This window comes from Bradyrhizobium sp. LA2.1, from assembly GCF_040547725.1.
Taxonomy (GTDB): Bacteria; Pseudomonadota; Alphaproteobacteria; order Rhizobiales; family Xanthobacteraceae; genus Bradyrhizobium; species Bradyrhizobium barranii.
Genome location: NZ_JBEPQI010000028.1, coordinates 57,835 through 75,187, shown reverse-complemented (window position 1 = coordinate 75,187; position 17,353 = coordinate 57,835). Strand labels below are relative to the sequence as shown.

Here is a 17,353-nt window from a genome sequence, read left to right as displayed (position 1 = left end):
TAGATGCAAAAATCCCCGCAAGGCGGCGAAGCCCTGCGGGGATTTGCGTTGAAGCGAGGCGTGGCCTGCTACTTCAGCACCATCGCCGTGAACGGCCAGACATAGGCCTGCAACGTCACGAACAGGCCGACCAGGGAGGCCAGCACGATCGAGTGCCAGAACACGAAGCGCAGGATCGTGCCCTCATGGCCGTACCAGTTGGTGGCAGTGGAGGCGACGACGATCGATTGCGCGTCGATCATCTTGCCCATCACGCCGCCGGACGAGTTCGCCGCGGCCATCAGGATCGGCGACAGGCCGAGCTGCTCGGACGTAATCTTCTGCAGATTGCCGAACAGCACGTTGGAAGCGGTGTCCGATCCCGTCAGCGCCACGCCCAACCAGCCGAGCAGCGTTCCGAAGAAGGGATAGAGCACGCCGGTTGCGGCAAAGGCGAGGCCGAGCGTTGCGTCGACGCCGGAGAGCCGCGTCAGCGTGCCGATTGCGAGCATCGCCGAGATCGTGATCAGCGAGATCGCGCAGAGCCTGATGGTGCGGCCGTATTGGATCAGCAGCCTGCCGGGACCGACACCCATCAGGAAGCCTGAGATGATCGCGGCGATCAGCATGCCCGTGCCGGTGAAGGACAGGTAGGTGAAGCCGAACACCGCGCTCTCTTTTGTCGGCCCTGGCGCGACCGGCGGCATCTTGTTGATCATCTGATGCAGTTCGGGAACGGGATAGTTCCAGGTGAAGATCGAGTTCGCCCAGGTCTTGAAGCCGCCATTGCCCCAGACCAGCATCACGATGCAGACGATGATCCACGGCAGCAGCGCGCTGAACAGCTCGCTCTGCGTCAGCGGCGTCTTGTCGAGCGGCTTGGCCGCGGCCATGGTGGAGGCCGATTCATCGTTCCCGCGCAGCGCCGGCGACAACCAGAGCTGCCTGGGTTGCCACACCTTCAGGAACAGGATCAGCGCGCCCATCGAGATCAGCGACGCCCCGATGTCGACGATCCAGGGATTGATGAAGTTCGAGATCACGAATTGCGGGACCGCGAACGACACGCCGGTGACGAGGATCGCCGGCCAGACGTCCTTCATGCCCTTCCAACCCGCAAACGCCCACACCACCCAGAACGGCACGATCAGAGAGAAGATCGGCAACTGCCGTCCGACCATCGCGCCGAGGATGTAGGGATCAAGCCCGGTGACCGAGGCAAGACCCTGGATCGGCGTGCCCAGCGCGCCAAAAGCGACCGGCGCGGTATTGGCGATCAGCGACAGGCCGGAGGCCGCGAGCGGCGAGAAGCCGAGCCCGATCAGCACGGCGCCCGTGATGGCGACCGGCGTGCCGAAGCCCGAGGCTCCCTCGAAGAAGGCGCCGAAGGAGAACGCGATCAGCAGCAATTGCAGCCGCCGGTCCTCGGTGACGCCGCCGACCGCGCGCTTGAGCAACTCGAAGCGCCCGGTGGTCACCGTCACCTGGTAGAGGAAGATGACGTTGAGAACGATCCAGCCGATCGGGAAGAAGCCGGTCACGATGCCGAGGATCGAGGCGCGGATCGACATGTTCGCCGGCATGGTGAACACGAAGATCGTGATCAGGTTGGCCACGATCACGGCGATGATCGCCGCGATGTGGGCCTGGACGCGACCGCTCGCGATCAGGATCAGCAGCGTGACGACAGGCACCGCCGCGGCGATCGTCGACAGCACCGGACTGTGCAGCGGGTCATAGACTTGATTCCACATGGTCTTCCTCCCCCACGCCTGTTGCGGCAGGCGGCCCGCGTGGACAGCCGAACCTGCTTGACGCTGGAAGCGATAACCCCCGAGCTGGACGCGAATTCCTCGCGAGTGCGGCGGTTCCCGTCCGCTCACAAGCCCGCGAAGTCCCGGAGGCCCCCACCCCGCGCCGTTGTACCCATGCTAGGGTTGCAAGCTGCGACAAGCCAACGCAAATTGCTGAACTTGCGACTTTAGTCTAAGCGCTTTCTGCCGTTGCCACAGCCATTTGGCCTATGGGCGTTGTGCACATCCCCTCAGGAGACAGAGCTCTGTGAAGAACATCAGCGCCACGCTCGCGATCGTCTGGCGAATCGCCGCCCCCTATTTCCGATCGGAGGACAAGTGGGTCGGCCGCGGCCTGCTCGCCGCCGTGATCGCGATCGAGCTGGCGCTGGTCGCGATCGACGTGCTGGTGAACCAGTGGCAGAACCGGTTCTACAGCGCGCTCCAGAACAGCGACTGGGACGCCTTCGTCACGCAGATCTGGATCTTCATCGGCCTCGCCTTCACGGCGATCGCGCTGGCGGTCTACAAGCTGTACCTGAACCAGTGGCTCCAGATCCGCTGGCGGCAGTGGCTCACCCAACACTATCTCCGCGAATGGCTCGACGGCTCGACGCATTACCGCATGCAGCTCAAGGGCGATGCGGCCGACAACCCGGACCAGCGCATCACCGACGACGTCAAGAACTTCGTCGAGCAGACCCTGACGATCGGACTGGGCCTGCTCTCGTCGATCGTGACGCTGTTCTCCTTCGTGATCATCCTCTGGGGCCTGTCCAACGCCGCGCCGCTGCACCTGTTCGGCACCGATCTCATGATCCCCGGCTACCTGTGCTGGGGCGCGCTGATCTACGCGATCTTCGGCACCGCGTTGACGCACTGGATCGGCGCCCCGCTGGTCAATCTCAATTTCGAGCAACAGCGCTATGAGGCCGACTTCCGCTTCAACCTCGTCCGCGTCCGCGAGAATTCCGAGCAGATCGCGCTGCTCAAGGGCGAGGGTGCCGAACGCGGCGGTCTCTTCCGTCGCTTTGGCTTCGTGATCGGCAACTGGTACGCCATCATGAGCCGGACCAAGCGCCTCACCGCGTTCACGGCGAGCTATCAGCAGGCTGCCGTGATCTTTCCCTACGTGCTGGTGGCGCCAGCCTTCTTCGCCAAGAAGATCCAGCTCGGCGACATGATGCAGACGGCATCGGCCTTCTCGAGCGTCCAGGGTGCGCTGTCGTTCTTCGTGGTGGCCTACCGGGCGCTGGCGGAATGGCGCGCGATCGTCGCCCGTCTCGACGGCTTCGAGATGTCGGTGGCCTCGGCCGCACACCCGCCGACGCATGAGCCGACCATCGGCCTTGCACCATCCGGCAGCACGACGGCGATCGCGCTCAAGCAGCTGCTCGTGAAGCTACCGAACGGTGCGCCTCTGGTCGCAGCCGATGCCTTCACGATCCAACCGGCGGAGCGGGTCTTGGTGACCGGGCCGTCGGGCTCCGGCAAGTCGACGCTTTTCCGGGCCATCGCCGGCGTCTGGCCGTTCGGCACCGGCACCATCGCCATACCCGGGAAATCGAAGCTGATGATGCTACCGCAGCGCCCCTACTTCCCGATCGGCCCGCTAGGCGACGCGGTCATCTACCCGGCAGAACATGGCGCCGTCGCACCGGAGAAAATCCGGGACGCACTCATTGCGGTCGGCATGCCGAAGCTGGCCGAGCGACTCGACGAGGACGGTCATTGGAACAGGACGCTCTCGCTCGGCGAGCAGCAGCGCCTGGGGCTCGCGCGCGCCCTGCTGCACGTGCCGGATTATCTGTTCCTCGACGAGGCCACGGCGTCGCTGGACGAACCATCGGAAGCCCGGCTGTACCGGCTGCTGGCGGAGAAGCTGCCGCAGGCCACCATCGTCTCGATCGGCCACCGCTCGACCCTCGACGCCTTCCACACCCGCAAGGTGGCGTTGGTGAAGGATGGCGAGATCCACGTTCTCGGCAAGGACGGCGAGCCGGCCCAGGCGGAGCCGACCGCGGCGAGCTGAGGTGGCACAACCAAGCCTGAGGCTAGCCTCGATAGGACCTTCGTTGCAGCCATCCTTCGAGACGCCCGACTCCGGCGGGCTCCTCAGGATGATGGCTGTCCTCGCGGCAAGATCCTGGACCCTCATGGTGAGGCGCGCCGCCTTGCGGCGCGTCTTGAACCAAGCAGGCCGGGCGCTCTCACAGACGCCCCCAAGTCCAAAGCAAAAGGGCGGCAGATTGCTCTGCCGCCCTCGTTAGGTCGTCTCGGGAAGAAACTTACTTCAGGTTGGTCATCGCCGTCAGGTCGACCGAGAGCTTGGCGACGCCGGCCGCGCTGCACCAGTTGGAGCCGAACGCCGTGGCCGCGTTCGCGCCGCCATTGATGGGCGTCACGAAACCGGGGCTGGAGTTGGTGGCCGAAAAGTCGCTGGTGAAGGCGTTGCAGTTACCCTTCGAGAGGTCGGTGTCGTAGTAGCGCAGATCGAGCGTGAACACCTTGTAGGTGAAGCCGACGCCGACGTTCCAGGTGTTGTAGCTCGGCTCCTTGATGCCGTTGGAATACAGCGGGTCGCCGGCAATGCCGTAGAAGATGTCGGACGTGCCGAGCCACTGACGGCCGAATTCACCCGACACATACATGCCGACGCCGCTGGCACCGAACGTGGTGCTCGGCGCGGTCCACTTGGCGGTGATCGAGGCGTAGTTGCCCCAGGCGCCGAGGTTCAGGAAGTTCGGCGAATAGTACTCGTTGAAGCCAACGACCCACTGATCGTTGATGTTGAGATTCAGCTTGGCATAGACTTCGTAGAAGCTTGCGTCCTTCTTGGCGAAGTTGCCGTTGATCGGCAGGCCGATCGCGCCCTGCGAATTGTCGAGGCCGGTGCCGCAATTGCCCTGGGCGAGGGTGCCCTGCGAACCGAAGCAGCTTCCGCCCGGATAGAGGTAGCCCCAGATACCGAAGTCGAAAGCGAACATGCCGAAGGTCGGGCGGATACCGCCGTAGATGTCGACTTCAGCCGCGGCGCGGTTCGGGAACGAGATGCTCTCCGCGGACGCACCGACGTAGAGCTGGAGGTCCTTGTTGACGTTGTAGCGCGGCTCGAAATAGGCGGCGACCGACGGATTGTGGTTCGACTGAGTAACGCCGCGGAAGATGTAATCGCTCATGATGCCGGCGCCGAAGGCGACATCCCAGGGGTCAAAGGCGGGCGGCGGCGGGGCCTTCAGAGCCTTGACCGGCATGTCTGCCGCGAAAGCCGAACCCGTCACCATTGCCAGCGCCGTTGCCAACAAAGCCACTTTTTTCATTTCAATCCCCATCACCAGTTCCACCCAGTCGGTTTCCCGGAAGCCCCCCGGGCCGTACGACCTGACTGCAAAATTTCGTTACCGCGACAATCTGGCTGGGAGGATGCGAACCGTGAAGCAAAAATCACGGGCATCTGCCGACTTTTTGGGCGTTCTGACGATTCCACAGAAGGTTGTCCGCCTGTGTTGCTTCTCGATCACATTATTTGCATTCCAAAGTGCACAGAGCCGCCCGGATTAATACGGGAGCCGCCGGTGCAGTGGTGCCTGTGCCACGAATCGGACTGACGCGAGAAACGACAACCCGACCGCGACCATTGTGACCATGCAAAAAGGCCGCAGCGTCACCGCCGCGGCCTTCCTGTTGTCGGTCGTTGTCGTCGGGACGGACCCAGCCTTTGCCCTCACCTTGGACCTGACTTGGACCCTAACCTTGGGCGCTAACCTTGGGGCCTAACCCTGCTCCTCGGCCGGCGTCGGCTCCGCAGAAGACGAAGGCATCGCCCAGCTTGTCTCGGCGGCGGGCTCCGGAGCCGGAGCTGCCACCGGCGCTGACGGCTTCGGCGCAGGAGCTGCCTTCGCCTTCTTCGGTGCCGCTCTCTTTGCGGCCTTCTTCGGCACAGCCGGCTTGGCAGCCTTCTTGGCCGACTTCTTCGCAGCCTTCTTGGCGGCCTTCTTCGGGGCGGCCTTCCTGGCAGATTTCTTCACAGCCTTCTTGGCAGACTTTTTCGCGGACTTCTTGGCTGCCCTCTTCGCGGTCTTCTTCGCCGCTACAGCCTTCTTGGCCTTTTTGGCCTTCTTGCTTTTTTTCTTCTTCGCTTTCGCCATCGTGGTCCTCCTGTTGCCGCCGAACAATGGTCGATCGGGCGTCTTCAGCCGTCACCTCCGGACGAAGGCTAGCTCGAGGCATTCAATGCCGGCCGCGACCCGCCCGTAGCCCAATCGAGAAGCTCAATCGTGTGTACGACCGGAACTGACGTGCCACTGGCAATCTGCACCATGCAGCCGATATTGCCCGCGGCAATCATGTCCGGCTTGACGCTTGCGATGTTGGCGACCTTGCGGTCGCGCAACCGGCCCGCAAGCTCGGGCTGGAGAATGTTGTAGGTCCCCGCCGAGCCGCAACACAAATGGCTCTCCGGCACATCTTTCACCACGAATCCATTCTTGGAAAGCAATTCTTTCGGAAGGCCCGTGATTTTCTGCCCGTGCTGCAACGAACACGCGGAGTGATAGGCGACGACGATGTTGTCCTGTCGCGTAGTGGTCGCGAGCTCGAGGCCGGCGACGAATTCGGTGATGTCCTTGGCGAGCGTGGACACCTGCGCCGCATCGGCGGCGAACGCCGTGTCCTCGCGCAGCAGGTAGCCGTAGTCCTTGATCACCGTGCCGCAGCCGGAGGCCGTTACCAGGATGGCGTCGAGCCCCTCGCCGGCCGCTTCCTTTCGCCACGCCGCGACGTTGGCGCGGGCCCGCGCCAAAGCATCCTGGTCGTTGCCCAGATGATGGGTCAGCGCGCCGCAGCACTGCTCGTCCCGGACCAGGACAACCTCGATGCCGTGGCGGGTGAGGAGGCTGATGGCGGCCTGGTTGATGCGCGGCGCCAGCACCTGCTGGGCACAGCCTTGCAGCAGCGCGACCCGGCCGCGCTTCTTGCCGAGTGCCGCGAATACGCTGCCGGGGAGCGGGCCGGGCGACGGCAGACGGTTCGGCGCCAGCGCCAGCATCGCCTTGAGGCGCTGGATCAGGCCGGGCGTCGCCGACGGCCGCGGCGTCGGCAGGAATACGGCAAGCGGACGGGCGAGGCGCGCCAGCCACATGCTGGTGCGGAAGAGCTGCGGATTCGGCAGGACAAAGGCCAGCACCTGGCGCAACAGCCGCTCGGTCAGCGGCCGCTGATAGCGCTGTTCGATCCTGACCCGGGCCTGGTCGACGAGGTGCATGTAGTTCACCCCCGAAGGGCAGGTCGTCATGCAGGACAGACACGACAGGCAGCGGTCGACATGCTTGACCACCTCGGCCGTCGGGGTCTGGTCCTTCTCCAGCATCTCCTTGATCAGGTAGATGCGGCCGCGCGGGCTATCGAGCTCGTCGCCGAGCAGCACATAGGTCGGACAGGTTGCAGTGCAGAAGCCGCAATGGACGCAGGCGCGCAGGATCTTGTCGGCTTCCGCGATGTCGGGGTCGGCGAGCTGCGCCAGTGAGAATTCGGTCTTCATGCCGCAGCGCCCCGCGTCAGCCGCCCCCGGTTGAGAATGGTTTTCGGATCGAAACTGGCGCGGACCCGATCGCTCAGCGCGGCGACGCCGGGCGCCTGCGGATGGAATACGTCCACACCGCGCCTGACGTCCTCGGCCGCCCGGATCAGCGTGGCGTGCCCGCCGACCGCATCCGCGCGCTGGCGCACGGCCGGGGCATGCGCATCGGCCTTCGGCGGCAGTGCGGCCCAGATCAGGCCGCCGCCCCAATCGTAGATGATGTCGCCGCCGGTCTCGCGCGCCAGTTGGGTCCCGAGCGCCGCGCCGGAAGCCGGCGGACAGACGATCCGCCACACCGGCCAGGCCCCAACTGCACCGCCGGCCGCGAACGGCAGGACGTCGCGGATCGTGGCCCACAATGCGGCGGACGCCACATCCTCGACCAGCGTCGCGGTTCCGAACGGCGCCAGCAATTCGCGCAGCGAGCCGGCGCGGTGCGCGGCGGACGCCGTGATGCCCTCGAGCCGCAGCACGGTTAGCGCTTCGCCCTGGCTGGCGATGTCGCCCAGCCCGTCGGTCTTCGCCCGGAAGGCCGATTTCGGCAGATGCGCGGCGGCGGAGACGTCGAAGGGCGAGCCGAGCGCCGCGGTCATCGCCTTGTTGGCGACGGCATCGTCGAGCCCGCGCAGCAGCAGCGTCCGCTCCGCTTCGGGCTTCGGCATCACCTTGAGCGTCACCTCGGTCATCACCGACAGCGTGCCCCAGGACCCCGCCAGCAGCTTGCAGAGGTCGTAGCCGGTGACGTTCTTCACCACCTTGCCGCCGGTCTTGAAGCTGTCGCCGAAACCGGAGACGGCGTGCGCCCCGAGCAGGTGATCGCGCGCCCCGCCCGCCTTGATCCGCCGCGGACCGGCGAGACCGGCCGCGATCATGCCGCCGATGGTACCCAACGCGGGCGTGCCGAGCAGCGGCGCGGTGTTCATCGGCTCGAAGGCGAATTGCTGGTTCTTGGCATCGATCAGCGACAGCACATCGGCCAGCGGGGCGCCGGCCTGGAGCGTGACGATCAGCTCGTTGGGTTCGTAGGAGGTGACGGCATTCAGCGCGGAGAGGTCGAGCACGGCGTTGGTCGCCATTGTGTGGCCAATGCTGCGCTTGCTGCCATGACCGATGATCTCGAGCGGCTGCTCGTTGGCAATCGCCGCGCGCACCACCTCTTCGACGTCTTTGGCGTCTCTGACCCTGAGCGTATCCACGGGAAAAGGCGGTAGCGAAATTCGCCGCCAAAATCAAATGCGGCGTGACGCCGGCGATCAGCGCCGGTGCAGTCGGGGATCCTGCACGGGCGACCACAACGCTTCGATCATGATCGAAGCGTTCACGACATCGACACTTCGATCAGCGGCGAACCAAAGCCGGCAGGCCCTCGCTACAAGCTGGCGCCGATCGCGATCGAGGCCAACCGATGGAGACAAGCATGCGATCGACACATCAGCGGCTGGTGCCGCGCGTCCACGAAGCGTTCAGCCGCAGGTCGGTGATCCGGGCCTTCGGAGCCGTCCTGGCGATCTATCTCTCGCCATGGGCGGCGGCGTCATCTCAAGCCCAGCAGCAAGGAGCAACGACCATGAACCACTATGCCACGCAGAAATCCCTCAGCGACGCCGTCGACGGCGGCGGCCTGCTCGTCGTCGCGCAATGGGAGGCAAAGCCGGGCGAGGCCGACAAGGTCGCCACGATCCTCGACCGCTTCCTGCCGGAGGCGCAGCGCGAGGACGGCGTCAAGCTGTTCCTGATCTCGCGCGCCAAGGACAATCCGGCCCAGTTCCTGTTCTACGAGCTGTTCCGCGACGAGGCGGCTTTCAAGGCGCATCAGGAGAGCGCACATTTCAAGACCTGGATCGCCGGCGAAGCCCTGCCACTGCTGGCGAAGCGCGAACGGGCTCAATACGCGCTCATGTAAACGCCAGCTCGTATGCCGCGGTTCGATCCGGACCGCGGCATACGACTATATGATCGCGCGCAGCGGCGATCTGCGCAGGATCAATGCCGAGACGGCCAAGCTGCCGATCGCGGCCAACATGGTCAGCAGGAGCGCCTTCGTGAGTGCGAAGAGCGGCAGTGCGTGCAGAAGCAGGGCAAAGCCGACCAGGATCGGCGGATGGATCAGGTAGACGCCGAAGGCGTTGTCCGAGAGCCATTTGGCGACCGGCCCTTGCGCGTCGAAATAGCGGCGGTAGACGGCCAGCATCAAGAGACCCATGCCGACGCAGACCAGCGCCTCCCACAGGCACTTCCCGGCACTGACGACGTTGAAGCCGCCTGCATAGAGCGCGGTGTCACCCTGCAGGCCTCCCCCGAACAGCACGAGCGCTGCAAACAGCGGCACAGAGAGCGACAGCGCGAGCAGTCCCCAGCGGAGACAGGAGCGCGCGGCAAGCCCAAGCATCCAATTGCCGCGATAGCCGACGGCGCCGGCTGCGAACATGAGAGCGTATTGCGGGAGATCGCCGGGGTGAACGTTGAGCACGGAGGTATCGGCGTGGATGGCAATGCGAACGGCGAAGGTGAGTGCCGCCATGGCCGCAACGAACAGAACAATCCCCGTGCCGCACAGCGCAACCTTGGGCTCCCGCCATCCAGTCTGGCGGATCAGGCCATAGAGGAGCGAGACCAGCAGCAGCACCGCGCAAAACCACATCGGTCCCGTCTCGGAAAGCCATTCGCCGTCCATCAGATGGGTCAGCCATTGATGGCCGAAACCGCCCTTGCCCCAAGTCCATGACAGAAAATACTGCGTCAGCGGGCCGATCACCAACATGTAGAGCAAAGTCGGCAAGCCGAGCCTGATCAGCCGATCACGCGCAAATTTCGAAAGTCCTTTCCGATCGAAGGCGCCGACGGCGAAATAGCCGGCGATGAAGAATAGCGCGGCCATGAAGAAGGCCTGGAGGAAGCTCTGATAGATGCCGAAGAAGAGGGCCGTGCCGAAGCCGGTCTCCCGCCGGTCGACATAGTACCAATTGCCGAACGGACTGTAGGTGTCGGCTGCGTGCATGCTCAGCACGAGAATGATCATCGACCAGCGGATGTTGTCGATGAACAGCAGGCGCGACTTCGCCAGCGGCCTGCCCGGCGCTTCTTTCGTCACACTGATCCGAACGTCCGCCATGTCGCCGCCATGCCGGGTATCGACCGTCAGAACCGCGGAATGTCCGGAAAAGCCACCTTCCCGGCGTGCACATGCATGCGGCCGAGCTCGGCGCAGCGATGCAGGGTCGGAAACACCTTTCCGGGATTGAGCAGGCCCTGCGCGTCAAAAGCGCATTTCAGGCGCTGCTGCTGGTTGAGGTCGATCTCGGTGAACATCTCCGGCATCAGGTCGCGCTTCTCGATGCCGACGCCGTGCTCGCCGGTGAGCACCCCGCCGAACTCGACGCAGGCGCGCAGGATGTCGGCGCCGAAGGCCTCGGCGCGCTCGATCTCGCCGGGCTTGTTGGCATCGTAGAGGATCAGCGGATGCAGATTGCCGTCGCCGGCGTGGAACACGTTGGCGCAGCCGAGCTGGTACTTCTCCGAGAGCTCCCGGATGCGGGCGAGCGCCTTCGGCAGCGCGCCGCGCGGGATCGTGCCGTCCATGCAGAGATAATCGGGCGAGATGCGGCCCACGGCCGGAAACGCCGCTTTGCGGCCGGCCCAGAACAAATTGCGTTCGGCCTCGGAGGTCGAGATCTGGCAGGTGGTCGAGCCGCAGGCATTCGCGATGGTCTCGACGCGCGTGATCAGCTCGTCGACCTCGATCTTGGGACCGTCGAGCTCGATGATGAGCAGCGCTTCGACGTCGAGCGGATAGCCGGCATGAACGAAGGCCTCCGCGGCGTGGATCGCCGGCTTGTCCATCATCTCCATGCCGCCGGGAATGATGCCGGCGCCGATGATGCGCGCCACGCATTCGCCGGCGGCCTCGACCTGCGCGAAGCCGACCATCAGCGCCCGCGCCGTCTCCGGCTTTTGCAGGATGCGCACCGTGATCTCGGTGATGACCCCGAGCAGACCTTCCGAGCCGGTGATGACGCCCATCAGGTCGTAGCCGGTGTTCTCCGCCGACTTGCCGCCGATGCGCAGGATCTCGCCGCTCATCAGGACAATCTCGCAACCGAGCACGTTGTTGGTGGTCATGCCGTATTTCAGGCAGTGCACGCCGCCGGAATTCTCCGCGACATTGCCGCCGATCGAGCAGGCGATCTGCGAGGACGGATCGGGGGCATAATAGAAGCCGGCATGCGCGACCGCCTGGCTGATGGCGAGATTGGTGACGCCCGGCTCGGTGACGACGACGCGGTTGTCGAAATCGATCTCGCGGATCCGCTTGAACTTGCCGAGGCCGAGCAGCACGCCATCTTCCAGCGGCAGCGCGCCCCCGGACAGCGAAGTGCCGGAGCCGCGCGGAACCACCTTGATCCCCTGCCCGGCACAATATTTCAGGACGAGCGAGACCTGCTCGGTCGTATCGGGCAGCACCACGACCATCGGCGGTTGCCGATAGGCCGTCAGCCCGTCGGATTCGTAGGCCCGCATCTCGGAGGCGCTGTCGATCACGCCCTCGCCGGGCACGATTGCGCGCAATGCAGCCACGATCTCAGCGCGGCGCGCCAGCACGGTCTGGTCGCTCGCGGGCATCATGATGGCCATCACATATCCTTCCGACTCGTAGCCCACGATCAAATTGTCGCGGCAAATCAACCACGTCCGCGCCTGTTTGGGTAGGCCATCCGAAAGTCGGAACGGCCATCTTCGGCGAGTTCGCTCTGGGACAAGTAGGACAGCATGAAACCTGTCATGGTTTCGCGGCTTGTCCAAGCCGGGCGGGCCTGCCAAAACCGGCGGGTCCGTCGTTTGCCGACCAGGCAAGACCGACCAGCCTAGACCCACCAGGGAAGAGACGAAGAGCACCCGATGACAAAACTGACTTTTGGCGCACTGATGATCCTCACCGTGACTGCCACCGCACCCGCCGCGATGGCGCAGGATGTTGCGGCCGGCAAATCGTCGTTCAACAAATGCCTGGCCTGCCACGCCATCGGCGAAGGCGCCAAGAACAAGGTCGGCCCCGAGCTCAACGGCCTCAACGGCCGCAAGTCCGGCACCGCGCCGGACTACAATTATTCGGATGCGAACAAGAATTCCGGCATCACCTGGGACGAAGCCACGTTCAAGGAATACATCAAGGACCCCAAGGCCAAGATCCCCGGCACCAAGATGGCGTTCGCGGGCATCAAGAACGAGAACGAGATCAACAATCTCTGGGCCTTCGTCGCGCAGTTCGACAAGGACGGGAAAATCAAGCAGTAAGCGCGTGAACGGCGGTCGCCCGAGCTTCGGTTCTGATTGAGTCAGAACCGAAGCTCGGGCTTCTTGTTTTGACGCGTTTTCTTCACGCGAACCGGTATCCACTTCGCTCGAAAACGCTTTAATCGGCGGCCGCCTGCGCCGGGACGATTTTCCCGATCATCGTCTCGATCTCCGTCTTCACCAGATCCGGCACAGCGTTCTGCACCATGTGGCCGAGATCGGGCAGCACGATCAGCTTTGCACCCGGCACCATCGCGGCGAAGGGACGCGCGTGGATGGCGGTCTTCACCGTCTTGTCGGGCTCGCCGGCGATGATCGTGACCGGCGCCTTGATCTCGCCGTAACGCGCAGCCTGCGCCGTCACCGCTTCCTTCAGCGTCACCAAATCATAGGCATTGGCGATGAACTCGCGCGGGCGCAGCAATAGCGGCGTCGCGGAGTCCTGCACGAAACCATCCGGCATGATTTGCGGCAGGAAGACGCTGCGCGCGCCGGCCTCGGCAACGAAATACCCCATCGGCAGCGTGATCGTGTAGGCGAGCAGCGGGCCGATCACCGGCGTTGCGACGATCTCGTTGTAGCGGCCGACGCCGCCGCGCCAGGGATGGGTCACCGGCGCCAGCATGACGAGACCGGCGACGCGGCCGGGATGATCGAGCGCGATGCGCGCGCCGAGCGCACCGCTCCAGGAATGCACGACGAAGACCGCGCGATCGATCCCGAGCTTACGAAGCGCCTCGTCAATCATCCGGGCCTGGATCTCTGGCGTCGAATCCCGCCGCCGCATCCGCGTGCTCCAGCCGTGACCGGGACGGTCGATCAAAATGACGCGATGGTCTTTCGCCAGGAGGTCGCCGAGCGGACGCCGCATCGCTTCGAGATTGGAGCTCGCGCCGTGCAGCATCACGATCGGCACGCCGGAACCACGCGGACCGATATCGACGACGTGAAGCACAGCGCCGTCGACCTCGACCATCCGGCCCTGAGGCGGAAAGGCGCGTTGCACGGCGAGGACGCCGGCCTGCGTGGCCAGCGCCAGCAGCACCAGCGCGGTCACGACTGACATCACGATCATGGAGAGAATCCGGACGGTCCAGGGCACCTGGCAGTTACGAGACTAGCGGGCGGCAGTTTCGCTTCGTGGAACCCGGCGCTCCACTTGAAATGCCGGGGCTGTGGATATGTGCATAATTCAAGCATGAAAAAAGGCAATAAAATCAATGGCATTCCCCGCAGCGCGCAAGCCTCGGGCCAGCTTCATGCAGTCGTCATCGCGGCTTCCATATAATCGCCACGGTCGGTTCCGCCATCTAGGCGCGGGTGGGCGCCGATCCTCCTCGCAAACTCCAAGGGGATGCGGGAAAGGCCGGCAGGATGTGTCCTGATTTAAACCGGAGAATGTCGATGAGCTTCAGATCCAAAGACACTGCGATCGACGAGATCGTGGCGAGCTGCAACGGTGACCTGCGCGGTGCAGTGCGGGCACTGCTTCTGATCAACGAGCATCTCGAGACGGAGCTTGCAAAGGCTTACGCCGCGGCCGCCGATCACGGCCTTGTCGAGCGCGCCGGTAGCGTCCTGCACTAAGTGCAGGCTAGTTCGTTCCGTCCTCGTCCTTTTCCTCGTCGGGTGTGACCGCAGGGCAGGCGCGGATCGTCGAACGGGCAAGCTTGGCATCGGCCCTGGATTTGTAGGGACCGTCGCCGAACCAGATGTCGCCGATGATCACGGGATTGCTGGTTACGATGTTGCATTTGCCGGTGGCGCGATTGCCGACCACCCAGAACAAGCCGTCGGCGAGGCTCATCGAGCCCGACGCGAGCAGCAATACACCTGCAAAGATCAAACGCTTCATGGCCGTGCTCCTGCCATGCAGGTAGGCCTGCGCGCGCTTCAACAATACCCCTGAGAACGCCGCACGTGTGATCGTGGTTAATCCGCGCACGCCGCAATCACTCGGGAAATGATCAACTTGTCCGCTAGATGTCGCGGCCTTCGACCTTCTCGGTCAGCGCCTTGACCTGCTCGGGGATCTTCTCGAGGTGCGGATTGACGGCCAGCGCCTTGCGGTAGGCCTCGAGCGCACGTTTCTCGTCACCGACCTCCTGCATGATCATGCCGAGGCCTGCGAGCGCGCCGAAATGGCGAGGCTCCCGGATCAGCACCTCGCGGATGTCGGCAAGCGAGCGGCCGTAGTCATTCTGCATGTAATAGAGCGTGGCGCGCCGGTTCCAGGCCTCGATGTAGTCGGGCCTGAGCTTGATGACCGAATCCAGCAGCTTGATCGCGATGTCGATCTTCTGCGCGTCGACCGCGGTCTTGGCCCGCGCCATCAGCAAGGACGCGGTGTCGCTCGGGGTCTGGATCCAGATCGCCCAGATCCGTGCCTCCACATGCTTGGCGCTGGCCTCGTCCGGCGCGGCCTTCAGCGCGCCGAACAGGAAATCGAGATTCTTGCTGCGGTCGACCTTGGGCAGCTTGGCCGGCGCCTCCGGCAGCTTCTTCTGTTCCTTGCCGGGAGGGGCAGGCAGCTCTTTCTGCGCCAGGGCTGGCGTAAGGCCAGTGGCGCCCAGCACAAGGGCCAGACACAGGGTGCGCGCGAAAGGGAAGCTCACTGCCAGGAATCTCACTGCCATGCGCAAAGTCTAAACGCGTAAAGCCGCCCTTGCAAAGCAAAGGCGGCGTCAAACTCGTGTGAGCCGTGGTGTTGCGGGGCGCGCGTGAGGCGACCGCGAGGGCAATATCAGCCCTGGCGAGCCTTGAAGCGGCGCTGCACCTTATTGATCACATAGACCCGGCCCTTGCGGCGGACCAGGCGGTTGGCGCGATGGCGACCGCGCAGCGACTTCAACGAGTTACGGACCTTCATGGCAGAATCCTGAACGTTCGAAAGGCCGTGTTCGGCACTACCGTTTCGGCACGCGCGAATGTGGCAAAATGAGATCTTTCCCGCTGGCGGACCGGCCGCCCGGGACGGGGCGGTTCTTAAGGCATGGGAGGACCGGATGTCAATGTTAACTGCCCGGTTCCGGACCAGCAAATTCTGGAAAACAACTCCATGCAAAGTGGAAAGCAAGTAGAAACGGCCGGATCGGCCCGATCTACGCATTTGTCGACATGGGGCTTCGCTTCGACGACGTGCCTTGCCAAATTCGTTATATCATATAATCAATTCGTCAACCCGTCGGGAGGAAACCAATGCCGAAGCTGAAGCTGCCCAACATCGACGATGTCGTCGCCATCGACATCCACACCCACGCCGAGGAGCCCTGCGGCACCCATCCCGACGACGGCTATGACGATTTCCAGGCGCAGATGGCGGACTATTTCAAGTCCCCGCACAAGCATCCGCCGACCGTGCCGGAGACCGCGGCCTACTACCGCTCCAAGAATATCGCCGCGGTGATCTTTCCGGTCGATGCCGAGCGCGAGACCGGCTTCCGCCGCTACAAAAATGAGGAGATGCTGGAGATCGCCTCCGACCATCTCGACGTCCTCATCCCCTTCGTCTCGATCGACCCGCACAAGGGCAAGCTCGGTGTGCGCGAGGCGCGCAAGCTGATCGAGGAATACGGCGTCCGCGGCTTCAAATTCCATCCGACCATGCAGGGCTTCTACGCCAACGACCGCATGGCCTATCCGCTCTACGAAGAGATCAACAATGGCGGCGCGATCGCGCTGTTCCACACCGGCCAGACCGGCGTCGGCTCGGGCATGCCCGGCGGCATGGGCATGCGGCTGAAATATTCCAACCCGATGTACATGGACGACGTCGCGGCAGATTTCCCCGACCTCAAGATCATCCTCGCCCATCCCTCCTTCCCCTGGCAGGAGGAAGCGCTGTCGGTCGCGACCCACAAGCCGAACGTCTACATCGACCTCTCGGGCTGGTCGCCAAAGTATTTCCCGCCGATCCTGGTGCGCTACATCAACTCGATCCTTCAGGACAAGATGCTGTTCGGCTCGGACTGGCCGGTGATCACGCCGGACCGCTGGCTGTCGGACTTCGCCAAGATCGAGATCCGCGACGAGATCCGGCCGAAGGTGCTGAAGGCCAACGCGCGCAGGCTGCTGGGGATCTAGCCGCGTACTCATCGCCACGGCGCATTGAGGGCTTCGACCGGTTGCCGAAGCCCTCACGCCCAGGCGCTCAAGGCCTCGCTGAGGCGGGCAAGGCGGCCCTAAAACTCCAGCTTGTCGCGTATGGCGTCGATTCCGGCCCTGGCGCAGGCTTCGTCAGCATCACCGCCGGGCGCCCCAGACACACCGACGGCTCCGACCAGCGAACCGCCCGCTTCGACAATCAATCCGCCACCTATAATGACCGTGCCGGGGAGATTGCGGATACCGGCCTGCATCATGCCAGGTTGGCTGACGGCATTCAGTTCGGTGGTGCTGGTACGGAATGTTGCTGCGGTCCACGCCTTGCCCGAGGCCGTTGAAACGGTGTGAGCACCTGCGAACCTGTCACGAAGGATCACCTGTGTCCCCCCGAAGCGATCGACGACCGCGACGGCGACCTGGTACCCGCGTGATCGGCAATCGCCAAGCGATGCCCGGGCCAGATCAAGCGCCAGCTCGGGACTCAGGGATTTATAGGTCGCGAGCGGCTCCTGCGCCATTGCCGGGTGCGCGAGCATCAACAGGACGGTGGCCGCAAGCTGGGTTCGAGCGAGCATGGTTTCTCCGACGTGAGCGGTCGACGCCGACT

General features: G+C 64.1%; 17 protein-coding genes. 5 read left to right on the top strand and 12 right to left on the bottom strand.

All coding sequences use genetic code 11. From position 1 onward, the window contains the following. Positions 1–68: 68 nt before the first annotated feature. Positions 69–1,733 carry an L-lactate permease gene (locus ABIB95_RS38390; protein ID WP_071909502.1) on the bottom strand — a complete coding sequence of 555 codons (1,665 nt, stop codon included), beginning with the start codon at positions 1,731–1,733 and terminating at the stop codon, positions 69–71. A 307-nt stretch (positions 1,734–2,040) separates the two neighbouring features. Here ABIB95_RS38390 and ABIB95_RS38385 point away from each other — a divergent pair, with 307 nt between their 5' ends. Beyond that, positions 2,041–3,804: an ABC transporter ATP-binding protein/permease gene (locus ABIB95_RS38385; RefSeq protein WP_354176506.1), complete on the top strand. Its 1,764-nt coding sequence runs from the start codon at positions 2,041–2,043 to the stop codon at positions 3,802–3,804. Between the two features lie 256 nt (positions 3,805–4,060). Here ABIB95_RS38385 and ABIB95_RS38380 read toward each other — a convergent pair whose 3' ends face one another. The 4 genes from ABIB95_RS38380 to ABIB95_RS38365 form a co-directional block, all read right to left on the bottom strand. Continuing rightward, positions 4,061–5,092 (bottom strand): TorF family putative porin, encoded by a 1,032-nt coding sequence (locus ABIB95_RS38380; protein ID WP_071909500.1) that lies wholly within the window; start codon positions 5,090–5,092, stop codon positions 4,061–4,063. 453 nt (positions 5,093–5,545) lie between these two features. Then, positions 5,546–5,920, bottom strand: coding sequence for a histone (locus ABIB95_RS38375; RefSeq protein ID WP_354247632.1), 375 nt, complete (start codon positions 5,918–5,920; stop codon positions 5,546–5,548). A gap of 68 nt (positions 5,921–5,988) precedes the next feature. Next, a complete protein-coding gene (gene glcF, locus ABIB95_RS38370; RefSeq protein WP_085403380.1) occupies positions 5,989–7,311 on the bottom strand; it encodes a glycolate oxidase subunit GlcF in 1,323 nt (440 codons plus the stop codon). Then, complete coding sequence (locus tag ABIB95_RS38365; RefSeq protein WP_354247629.1) at positions 7,308–8,546, bottom strand: FAD-binding protein; 1,239 nt, start codon at positions 8,544–8,546, stop codon at positions 7,308–7,310. Before ABIB95_RS38365 ends, glcF begins: the two co-directional genes overlap by 4 nt. 221 nt (positions 8,547–8,767) lie before the next feature. Here ABIB95_RS38365 and ABIB95_RS38360 point away from each other — a divergent pair, with 221 nt between their 5' ends. Next, complete coding sequence (locus tag ABIB95_RS38360) at positions 8,768–9,253, top strand: putative quinol monooxygenase (RefSeq protein ID WP_354247627.1); 486 nt, start codon at positions 8,768–8,770, stop codon at positions 9,251–9,253. 45 nt (positions 9,254–9,298) lie between these two features. Here ABIB95_RS38360 and ABIB95_RS38355 read toward each other — a convergent pair whose 3' ends face one another. Both ABIB95_RS38355 and ABIB95_RS38350 read right to left on the bottom strand, forming a co-directional pair. Beyond that, positions 9,299–10,462 (bottom strand): acyltransferase family protein, encoded by a 1,164-nt coding sequence (locus ABIB95_RS38355; RefSeq protein ID WP_354247624.1) that lies wholly within the window; start codon positions 10,460–10,462, stop codon positions 9,299–9,301. Positions 10,463–10,488: 26 nt separating this feature from the next. Beyond that, positions 10,489–11,982, bottom strand: coding sequence for an FAD-linked oxidase C-terminal domain-containing protein (locus ABIB95_RS38350; RefSeq protein WP_063985637.1), 1,494 nt, complete (start codon positions 11,980–11,982; stop codon positions 10,489–10,491). Positions 11,983–12,246: 264 nt separating this feature from the next. Here ABIB95_RS38350 and cycA point away from each other — a divergent pair, with 264 nt between their 5' ends. After that, a complete protein-coding gene (gene cycA, locus ABIB95_RS38345; RefSeq protein WP_014491900.1) occupies positions 12,247–12,642 on the top strand; it encodes a cytochrome c-550 CycA in 396 nt (131 codons plus the stop codon). 118 nt (positions 12,643–12,760) lie between these two features. Here cycA and ABIB95_RS38340 read toward each other — a convergent pair whose 3' ends face one another. Next, positions 12,761–13,717, bottom strand: coding sequence for an alpha/beta fold hydrolase (locus ABIB95_RS38340; protein WP_354247621.1), 957 nt, complete (start codon positions 13,715–13,717; stop codon positions 12,761–12,763). A 329-nt stretch (positions 13,718–14,046) separates the two neighbouring features. On the opposite strand from ABIB95_RS38340, the gene ABIB95_RS38335 reads away from it, so the two are divergent. Further along, positions 14,047–14,229 carry a hypothetical protein gene (locus ABIB95_RS38335; RefSeq protein ID WP_063986707.1) on the top strand — a complete coding sequence of 61 codons (183 nt, stop codon included), beginning with the start codon at positions 14,047–14,049 and terminating at the stop codon, positions 14,227–14,229. Between the two features lie 7 nt (positions 14,230–14,236). On the opposite strand, the gene ABIB95_RS38330 is transcribed toward ABIB95_RS38335, so the two are convergent. From ABIB95_RS38330 to ykgO, 3 genes are all read right to left on the bottom strand, one after another. After that, a complete protein-coding gene (locus tag ABIB95_RS38330) occupies positions 14,237–14,497 on the bottom strand; it encodes a hypothetical protein (RefSeq protein WP_354120834.1) in 261 nt (86 codons plus the stop codon). Positions 14,498–14,621: 124 nt separating this feature from the next. Continuing rightward, positions 14,622–15,278, bottom strand: coding sequence for a tetratricopeptide repeat protein (locus ABIB95_RS38325; protein WP_094184308.1), 657 nt, complete (start codon positions 15,276–15,278; stop codon positions 14,622–14,624). Between the two features lie 107 nt (positions 15,279–15,385). Beyond that, entirely contained in the window at positions 15,386–15,511 is a 126-nt protein-coding gene (ykgO, locus tag ABIB95_RS38320; protein WP_006611362.1) for a type B 50S ribosomal protein L36, read from the bottom strand. 329 nt (positions 15,512–15,840) lie between these two features. Here ykgO and ABIB95_RS38315 point away from each other — a divergent pair, with 329 nt between their 5' ends. Then, complete coding sequence (locus ABIB95_RS38315) at positions 15,841–16,725, top strand: amidohydrolase family protein (RefSeq protein WP_028147972.1); 885 nt, start codon at positions 15,841–15,843, stop codon at positions 16,723–16,725. Between the two features lie 98 nt (positions 16,726–16,823). On the opposite strand, the gene ABIB95_RS38310 is transcribed toward ABIB95_RS38315, so the two are convergent. Beyond that, positions 16,824–17,321, bottom strand: a complete 498-nt coding sequence (locus ABIB95_RS38310) for a GlcG/HbpS family heme-binding protein (RefSeq protein ID WP_354120833.1) — start codon at positions 17,319–17,321, stop codon at positions 16,824–16,826. Positions 17,322–17,353: the final 32 nt, after the last annotated feature.

Bases quoted from the DNA above. Each gene is read 5' to 3' on its own strand.
- glcF (WP_085403380.1), bottom strand. From the start codon at position 7,311: ATGAAGACCGAATTCTCACTGGCGCAGCTCGCCGACCCCGACATCGCG.
- cycA (WP_014491900.1), top strand. From the start codon at position 12,247: ATGACAAAACTGACTTTTGGCGCACTGATGATCCTCACCGTGACTGCC.
- ABIB95_RS38355 (WP_354247624.1), bottom strand. From the start codon at position 10,462: ATGGCGGACGTTCGGATCAGTGTGACGAAAGAAGCGCCGGGCAGGCCG.
- ABIB95_RS38340 (WP_354247621.1), bottom strand. From the start codon at position 13,717: ATGATCGTGATGTCAGTCGTGACCGCGCTGGTGCTGCTGGCGCTGGCC.
- ABIB95_RS38360 (WP_354247627.1), top strand. From the start codon at position 8,768: ATGCGATCGACACATCAGCGGCTGGTGCCGCGCGTCCACGAAGCGTTC.
- ABIB95_RS38380 (WP_071909500.1), bottom strand. From the start codon at position 5,092: ATGAAAAAAGTGGCTTTGTTGGCAACGGCGCTGGCAATGGTGACGGGT.
- ABIB95_RS38375 (WP_354247632.1), bottom strand. From the start codon at position 5,920: ATGGCGAAAGCGAAGAAGAAAAAAAGCAAGAAGGCCAAAAAGGCCAAG.
- ykgO (WP_006611362.1), bottom strand. From the start codon at position 15,511: ATGAAGGTCCGTAACTCGTTGAAGTCGCTGCGCGGTCGCCATCGCGCC.
- ABIB95_RS38390 (WP_071909502.1), bottom strand. From the start codon at position 1,733: ATGTGGAATCAAGTCTATGACCCGCTGCACAGTCCGGTGCTGTCGACG.
- ABIB95_RS38315 (WP_028147972.1), top strand. From the start codon at position 15,841: ATGCCGAAGCTGAAGCTGCCCAACATCGACGATGTCGTCGCCATCGAC.
- ABIB95_RS38310 (WP_354120833.1), bottom strand. From the start codon at position 17,321: ATGCTCGCTCGAACCCAGCTTGCGGCCACCGTCCTGTTGATGCTCGCG.
- ABIB95_RS38325 (WP_094184308.1), bottom strand. From the start codon at position 15,278: ATGGCAGTGAGATTCCTGGCAGTGAGCTTCCCTTTCGCGCGCACCCTG.
- ABIB95_RS38330 (WP_354120834.1), bottom strand. From the start codon at position 14,497: ATGAAGCGTTTGATCTTTGCAGGTGTATTGCTGCTCGCGTCGGGCTCG.
- ABIB95_RS38335 (WP_063986707.1), top strand. From the start codon at position 14,047: ATGAGCTTCAGATCCAAAGACACTGCGATCGACGAGATCGTGGCGAGC.
- ABIB95_RS38350 (WP_063985637.1), bottom strand. From the start codon at position 11,982: ATGGCCATCATGATGCCCGCGAGCGACCAGACCGTGCTGGCGCGCCGC.